The 6912-nt window shown below is 63.2% G+C and carries 7 protein-coding genes; 5 read left to right on the forward strand and 2 right to left on the reverse strand.

From position 1 onward, the window contains the following. From PMI29_RS10630 to PMI29_RS10615, 4 genes are all read left to right on the forward strand, one after another. Nucleotides 1–391, forward strand: a 391-nt coding sequence (locus PMI29_RS10630) for a thiamine pyrophosphate-dependent enzyme (RefSeq protein WP_008000089.1), incomplete at its 5' end; no start/stop codon positions are given. A gap of 82 nt (nt 392–473) precedes the next feature. Further along, on the forward strand, nt 474–2222 hold the full coding sequence (locus tag PMI29_RS10625; protein ID WP_008000091.1) for an amidohydrolase: 1749 nt from the start codon (nt 474–476) through the stop codon (nt 2220–2222). After that, nucleotides 2219–3184, forward strand: coding sequence for a CobW family GTP-binding protein (locus PMI29_RS10620; protein WP_008000092.1), 966 nt, complete (start codon nt 2219–2221; stop codon nt 3182–3184). The genes PMI29_RS10625 and PMI29_RS10620 overlap by 4 nt, the downstream gene beginning before the upstream one ends. Further along, entirely contained in the window at nt 3181–3936 is a 756-nt protein-coding gene (locus tag PMI29_RS10615) for a class II aldolase/adducin family protein (protein WP_008000094.1), read from the forward strand. Before PMI29_RS10620 ends, PMI29_RS10615 begins: the two co-directional genes overlap by 4 nt. Before the next feature lie 138 nt (nt 3937–4074). On the opposite strand, the gene PMI29_RS10610 is transcribed toward PMI29_RS10615, so the two are convergent. Beyond that, nucleotides 4075–5595, reverse strand: a complete 1521-nt coding sequence (locus PMI29_RS10610) for a sensor histidine kinase (protein ID WP_008000097.1) — start codon at nt 5593–5595, stop codon at nt 4075–4077. Beyond that, complete coding sequence (locus tag PMI29_RS10605) at nt 5592–6311, reverse strand: response regulator transcription factor (RefSeq protein ID WP_008000098.1); 720 nt, start codon at nt 6309–6311, stop codon at nt 5592–5594. Before PMI29_RS10605 ends, PMI29_RS10610 begins: the two co-directional genes overlap by 4 nt. Before the next feature lie 274 nt (nt 6312–6585). Here PMI29_RS10605 and PMI29_RS10600 point away from each other — a divergent pair. Continuing rightward, nucleotides 6586–6912 (forward strand): peptide-methionine (R)-S-oxide reductase (locus tag PMI29_RS10600; protein ID WP_008000100.1); only part of this gene is annotated, 327 nt, incomplete at its 3' end.

The raw sequence follows: 6912 nt of genomic DNA on the forward strand, positions 1-6912 counted from the left end.
CTACGGCACCCTCGGCTACGGTTTGCCCGCCGCCATCGGCGCCAAACTGGCCCGACCACTGCGCCCGGTGGTGGCGTTGGTCGGCGATGGCGGCTTGCAGTTTTCCAGCGCCGAACTGATCGCCGCCAAAGAGGCCGGCGCCGGCGTGATCCTGCTGCTGTGGAACAACAGCAGCTATGGCGAAATCCGCGACTACATGAATGCCAAGGCGGTGCCGTTGCTGGGGGTGGACATCCTCACGCCGGACTTCGCTGCGCTGGCGCAGAGCTGTCACGTGCCCCATCACCGGGTGAGCCATCTGCACGGCTTGCGCGAGCTGCTCGGGCAACTCGGCAATCGCCATGAACCGGTGATGATCGAGGTCGACGCCACAACGTTTCTGGCTGACTAAAACAACAACAATTTTTTCAGGTCGCCGACACGCTCAACGCCCGGTGGACCTTTCAATCTCCCTGAACTCAAAGGTGGCTTACATGGCTGAGTCCGATAACTTTTCCTCTACCCATTCCGTGCAGGGGACCTACGCCGACCTGATCCTCGCCAACGGGCGTATCTACACTCAGGACCCGGCCAACCCGTGGGCCGAGGCCGTGGCCATCCGCGACGGTAAGTTGATCGCAGTCGCCAGCCTCGGCCAGATCGAGATGTTCAAGGGCCCGAACACTCGCGTGCACGACCTGCAAGGCGCGTTCTGCATGCCGGGCCTGCACGACATGCACACTCACCCCGACCTCGCGTTGGCACCGCGCTACGCCGATGACCTCGACGTCGGCATCGAAGACCCGACCCCGGAACAGCTGCGCGAAAGCATCCTCGCCTATGCCGACAGCCATCCCGGCGACGGCTGGATCTATGGCCAATACTGGGTGCGCTACACCTTCCGCGAGGCCGGCCTGACCCCGGGTCGCGAGTGGCTCGACAGTGTCATGCCGGACCGTCCGGTGGCTCTGCTCGACCGCATGTGGGGCACCATGATGGTCAACTCCAAGGCCCTGGAACTGGCCGGCATCGACCGCCACACGTCCGACCCGCGCAACGGTTATTTCGAACGTGACGAGCTGAGCGGCGAACCCACCGGCCTGATGATCGACGGCGCCTACGCGATGATCCACGCGGCCATGCCACCGACGCCGGTCAGCGTGTTGCGCCGCGCCTATCGCGATGGCGTGCATTTCCAGAGCTCGCGTGGCGTCACGGCGAGCAAATACGTGCACGTCTGCGAACAGCGTTTGCAGGCCCTCAAGGAACTGGACGACAGCGGAGAACTGACGGTGCGCATCGAAGCGGCGATCAGTTGGCAGGACGACATCTTCCCGGTGCGTCGCCGCTGGGAGCTGCTGGCCGGTGAACGTCACTACTACCGCAGCGCGCGCCTGAGCGCCAACGCGGTGAAGTTCCATTTCGACGGCACGGTCGAGCCGAAGTCTTCGTACCTGCTGACCCCGTGGCCGCAGGAATCGAGCTGGCGCGGCAAGCTCAACCTGACCCCGGAACACATCACCGACATGGTGGTGGACATGGACCGCAAGGGCATCCGCGTGATCGCCCACTGCACCGGTGACGGCGCCTCCGACGTGTTCCTCGATGCCGTGGCCGAGGCCCGTCGTCGCAACGGTTTCAGCGGTGTGCGCCACCAGTGCGCCCACAGCACCTTGCTGCACCCCGGCAACCTGCCGCGCTTCAAGGAACTGAATGTCATCGCCGAATTTTCCCCGGCCGCCTGGTACCCGACGCCGTTCGCCAGCGGCGCACGTTCCGGCTACGGTCAGGAGCGACTCAAGCGCATCTACGATTTCAAAGGTGTGCTCGCCGCCGGTGGCACCGCGGTGATGGGCACCGACTGGCCGGTGGCGTCCATCGACCCGTGGCTGGCGCTGGAAACCATGATCACCCGGCAGAACCCGTGGAACGACGATCCGGCCTGCTTCGGTGACCCGATCAGCCTCGAACAGGCGCTGACCGTGATCACCAGCAATGGCGCCGTGGCCATGGGCCTGGAACACAGCACCGGCAGCCTGCAAGTGGGCAAGTCGGCGGACCTGATCGTGATCGACCGCGACCTGTTCGCTGCACCGGCACGCAACTACATCCACAAGACCCAAGTGCTGCTGACCTTTGTTGAAGGGCAACTGGTTTACGACCGCCACTCAACGCTGGAAGCGGTCGGCCTCAAAGCTGTCTGGCAGGGCGAACCACCGGTGCTGGAGGGCAAGGCAAAATGACTTCTCCACGTATCGCCGTGACCGTGGTGTCGGGTTTTCTCGGCGCCGGTAAAACCACGCTACTCAACCGCATGGTGCGCCGTGCCGAAGGCAGTCGGCTGGCGGTGATCGTCAACGATTTCGGCGAGCTGAACATCGATGCGGCCATCGTTTCCGAAGTTACCGACGCGGTGTACAGCCTGCAAAACGGCTGCATCTGCTGCACCGTGCAGGAAGACCTGCTGGCGCAGCTCGGCAGCCTGGCGCAGCTTGAACCAAGGTTGGAGCGCATCGTCATCGAGTGCAGCGGTGTGTCCGACCCGCAGCGCATCGTGCAGACCCTGGCCTACCCGCAACTGCGCAGCCAGATGCAACTGGACATGGTCATCACCGTGGTCGACGCCACCCGTCATCTGCAACTCGATGGTGAGTACGCACGCCTGGCTCGGGCACAAGTGGCCGCTGCCGACTTGTTGCTGTTGAACAAGACTGACCTGGTCGATGAATCACAGCTGCAAACGCTGCGCGATGCATTGGGCGCCAGGACTCGCGTGCATGAAAGTGTGCAGGCCGAGTTGCCCGATGCGTTGTGGCTGGATACCGATCTGGACCTTGAGCCCCGGGCACAGAAACCGCTGACCCGGGTGGCCGCTGGCGATCACGGCGAGATGTTCAGCAGCTGGTTGTGGCAGAGCAACGCGGCCCTCGATGTCGAGTACTTGCGTGGCTGGTTGAGGGCGCTGCCCAGTGATGTATTCCGGGTCAAAGGCCTGGTGCTGCTAACGCCGGGCAGCACGGCGCACTGGCTGCAACATGTCGGCACCCGCAGTCAGTTTCTGCCGGCACTGGATGACGCCAGGGCCAACGCCACACGCCTGGTGTTCATCGCTCGCCGGGGCTTCGATGGCTGGGATGCCCTGGGGCAAGGGCTGGAAGATTGCACCGTGAAAGACTGCACCGTGAAAGAGAGCACCGTGGCATGACATCGACAGAGCAACGTCTGCGTGAAGAGTTGGCGGCCTGCTACCGCTTGATTGCGCACTTTCGCATGACCGATTTGATCTTCACCCACATCTCGGTGCGCATTCCGGGGCCGGAGCATCACTTTCTGATCAACCCCTACGGGCTGATGTTCGACGAGATCACCGCGTCCAGTCTGGTCAAGATCGATCTCGATGGCCACGCTGTGGAACCGTCGCCGTACCCGGTGAACCCGGCCGGTTTTGTGATTCATAGCGCCATCCACGGTGCCCGTGAGGATGCGCAATGCGTGCTGCACACCCACACCAAATCCGGGTGTGCGGTGGCGGCGTTGAAGTGCGGGTTGTTGCCGGTCAATCAGATTTCCATGGAGTTCTATGGCCGCGTTGCCTACCACGACTATGAAGGCGTGGCGCTGGACCTGAGTGAGCAGCAACGGCTGGTGGCGGACATGGGCGACAAGCCGGTGATGATGCTGCGCAACCATGGTTTGCTGACGGTGGGCGAGACGGTAGGGCAGGCGTTCATGCGCATGTATTACCTGGAGAAAGCCTGTGAAATCCAGTTGGCTGCGCAAGCTGCCGGTGAGCTGGTGTTGCCGTCGGCCGAGGTTTGCGCGCACACCGAGCGGCAGTTCAATGATCCGGGGCGGCCATTGGATGAAGGGGAGTTGAACGATCCGGATGCCATGCAATTGGCGTGGGCGGCGTTGTTGCGAATGCTGGATCGAGTGGCGCCGGGGTATCGGGACTGATCGAAGTTTTCAGTTGTTCAGGCTGGCCTCATCGCGGGCAAGCCCGCTCCCACAGTGTTTTCAGGTGTTCACAGATTTTGCGTACACCCACTAACCCTGTGGGAGCGAGCTTGCTCGCGATGCAGGCGCCGCGGTCTGTCAGGCCTGCCGCGGTGTATTCAGGTTCATCGAGCGCACCGCCAACGCTGATGCGGTTTCTTCATCAATCGGCAACGAAAAACGAAAGGTCGCACCCCGCCCCGGCACATCGATCAACTGAATCTCGCGCCCATGCAATTGCAGGATGCGATGCACAATCCGCAGCCCCAACCCCCCATCGCGCCGTGCGCCGCCGATATTGAACGGTCGCAGGAACAGCCCTTCGCGCAGTTCCGGGGCAATGCCCGGGCCGGTATCACTGACCGTGACTTCGATGTACGACCCTTGCGGGCGCAGCTCCAGTTCGACCTCGCCACCCGGCGGGGTATGGCGCAGGGCATTGTCGAACAGGTTGGTCAGCACCCGCTCGATCAACCCAAGATCCGCGCAGGCGGCCGAGACGTTCGGCGCGAACGTGGCCTTCAGTTCGACTTTGCGCGCCTCGGCGGTGAGTTCGAATTTCTGGAAGATATCCTGGGCCAGGTCGGTCAGGGAAAAGCGTTCCAGCACCGGTTGCACGAAACCGTGCTCCAGCCGCACCAGTTCCAGCAGCGATTGCGCCAGACCGCCCACCTTGCGGCTCTGGTCCAGCGCGATGCCCAGATAGCGACGGCGGTCGGCCGGGGACAGCGTGGCGTCCTTGAGCGACAGGGTTTCCAGATAGCCGTGCAACGAGGCCAGCGGCGTGCGCAAGTCGTGGGAGATGTTCGCCACCAGTTCGCGGCGCTCCTGATCCTGGCGGGTCAACGAACGCCATTGTTCGCCCAGGCGTGCCTGCATTTGCCGGAACGCGGCATCGAGCACGGCGATTTCATCGTGGCTGGCGGCTTTTTCCACTGCGACGGGCGGGGCTGGCATGACTGGTACGCCATCGATGTCGAACTGGCTGACGGTTTCGGTCAGGCGGCGCAACGGCCGGGTGATCAGGGCAAACGCCGTCAGACCGGCAATCAGGCACAACAGGGCTACCAGTCCGATGGACAACAGCGCTGTGTTGAGCGCCGCACTGGTCGCGCCGCGTTCGGCCAGGCGGTCGTGGTCCTCGCCGAGCAATACCACGTAGAGATAACCGGCCGGCTTGCCATCGACCTTCAGCGGCGCAGCGCTGAACACCTTGCGGGCATCGATGCTGCGCGGGTCGTCGCCGAGAATCGGCAGGGCGTCGCCCCGTAGCAGGCGCTGGATCGGCGCCAAGTCGATCCGTTCGCGACGGATGCGGCCCTCGGGCGCGGCGCTGCCGACAATCTTGCCCGCGGTGTCGAGCAGATACACCTCGACGCTCGGGTTGACCTGCATCAGTTTGCTGAACAGATCGCGCACGGCATTGGGCATCAGGCCCTGGGTGTCCATCAGCACTGTGTCACGGGCGATGTGCTGCGCCAGGTCCCGGGACAAGCCTTGCACCACTTCCTGCTCATGCATCTGGTTGGAGCGCACCTGCAACCACGCCGAGGTGCCGCAGCACACCAGCAGCAGCACGGCGAACACCAGGGACAGGCGTTGCGTCAGGGTCAGCCTCATGGCTGCGGCTCCTCACCGGTGGCGAATTTGTAGCCGCGGCCCCAGACCGTGAGGATGCGCACCGGTTGCGCCGGATCGGCCTCGATCTTGGCGCGCAGGCGGTTGATGTGGGTGTTGACCGTGTGCTCGTAGCCTTCGTGACTGTAGCCCCACACGGCATTGAGCAGGTCCATGCGCGAAAACACCTTGCCGGGCTGGCGGGCGAAGAAGTACAGCAAGTCGAACTCCCGGGGCGTGAGGTCCAGACGGCGGCCGTCGAGGGACACTTCGCGGGTGATCGGGTCGATGGCCAGGCCGTCGGTGAGCAGGCTGCCGGCGTCCATCTTCAGGTTGCGCGCCATGGCATCGACCCGGCGCAGCAGCGCCTTGACCCGGGCCACCAGTTCGAGCATGGAAAAGGGCTTGGCCAGATAGTCGTCGGCACCCAGTTCGAGGCCGAGAATCCGGTGCACTTCGCTGGAGCGCGCGCTGGTGATGATGATCGGCGTGTAGCGGGCCATGGCCCGGGCGCGTCGGCAAATCTCCAGGCCGTCGACACCGGGCAGCATCAGGTCGAGGACCAGTGCGTCCCAGTTGCCCTGTTGCAGCAGGCGCATGCCTTCATCGCCATCGGCGCTGTGCACCACCTCGAACTGCTCATCGCGAAGATGCAGGCAGATCAGGTCGGCGATATGCATATCGTCCTCGACCACGAGGACGCGTTTGGTCTGTTCCATCCAGCTCAATCCACCCATTGTGCGAAATGCCGCTCATTGTAGGAGCGAGCTTGCTCGCGAAGGACGCAAGGGCACCGCGATCATTCAAGGCACCCGCGTCATTGTTAACGTCCATCGCGAGCAAGCTCGCTCCTACACAAATTGGCGTTATTCATTGTGCGGGTTTTTCAGCGCCCGAGTTATCACGAATTGTTTAACTTCCCGTGAGGATTTTGCGATCACCCAAAGCCTAGGCTGTGTTCCATGAAACACCCCTGGATTTTTGGAGGCGAGCATGTTTTCACGACGGCAATTTCTTCTAGCGAGCGGCGGGCTGGGGGTGGCAGCCCTGGCGATTGGTCTGTTGCCGAAGTTTTCCACAGGCACGGCATTGATCAGCGAGGCCAGTGCGGCCGAGGAGTTCGAAGTGACCCACAGCGACAGCGAATGGCACAGGATCCTGAGCGACGAGCAGTACGACATCCTTCGCGAAGAAGGCACCGAACGGGCCTACAGCAGCCCGCTGAACAACGAGCATCGCGACGGCACGTTCGCCTGTGCCGGTTGCGACCTGCCGCTGTTCTCTTCGGCAACCAAGTTCGACAGCCGTACCGGCTGGGCG

It is taken from the genome of Pseudomonas sp. GM49 (assembly GCF_000282355.1).
Taxonomy (GTDB): domain Bacteria; phylum Pseudomonadota; class Gammaproteobacteria; order Pseudomonadales; family Pseudomonadaceae; genus Aquipseudomonas.

Excerpts from the sequence above, each read along its gene's own strand:
- PMI29_RS10625 (WP_008000091.1), top strand. The coding sequence starts at position 474 with ATGGCTGAGTCCGATAACTTTTCCTCTACCCATTCCGTGCAGGGGACC.
- PMI29_RS10610 (WP_008000097.1), bottom strand. The coding sequence starts at position 5,595 with ATGAGGCTGACCCTGACGCAACGCCTGTCCCTGGTGTTCGCCGTGCTG.
- PMI29_RS10620 (WP_008000092.1), top strand. The coding sequence starts at position 2,219 with ATGACTTCTCCACGTATCGCCGTGACCGTGGTGTCGGGTTTTCTCGGC.
- PMI29_RS10615 (WP_008000094.1), top strand. The coding sequence starts at position 3,181 with ATGACATCGACAGAGCAACGTCTGCGTGAAGAGTTGGCGGCCTGCTAC.
- PMI29_RS10605 (WP_008000098.1), bottom strand. The coding sequence starts at position 6,311 with ATGGAACAGACCAAACGCGTCCTCGTGGTCGAGGACGATATGCATATC.